This is a genomic window from Aminobacter sp. P4_D5 (genome assembly GCF_056401815.1).
Genome location: NZ_JBFUIP010001344.1, coordinates 1 through 528 on the forward strand (window position 1 = coordinate 1; position 528 = coordinate 528).

Annotated in this window: 1 protein-coding gene; it reads left to right on the forward strand. The window is 70.5% G+C overall.

From position 1 onward, the window contains the following. The coding region (locus tag AC1DWF_RS38310) for a M20/M25/M40 family metallo-hydrolase (RefSeq protein WP_476843622.1) at positions 1-528 on the forward strand (528 nt) is incomplete at both ends.

Below are 528 nucleotides of genomic sequence, written 5' to 3' on the forward strand. Positions count from 1 at the left end.
CCATGCCGGCGCGCGTCTCGGCGAGGGCCGCAGCGCCATCCGCGAGATGGCCAAGCAGATCGTCGCCGTCGAGGAGATGACGACCGAGGCCTGCACCTTCTCCGTCGGCGTGATCCATGGCGGGCAGTGGGTGAACTGCGTGGCGACCTACTGCGACGCGGAGTCCCTCTCCATGGCCAAGCGCCAGGAGGACCTCGACGCGGCGGTCCAGAAGATGCTGTCGCTGAAGGCGAGCGGGAACGACGTGCAGCTCGAGGTGAAGCGCGGCGTGACGCGCCCCGTCTGGGAGCCGGACGGCACGGTGATCGCCCTGCATGCGACGGCGGAATCCATCGCGAAGCGCCTGGGCTTCGGCCTGCCCCACCAGTCGGCCGGGGGCGGCTCGGACGGCAACTTCACGGGCGCCATGGGCATCCCCACGCTGGACGGGCTCGGCATCCAGGGCGCGCTCGCGCATACGCTGGAGGAGCATGTGCAGGTCAGCAGCATGGTGCCCCGCGCCAAGCTCTTCGCGGGCTTGCTGCAGAG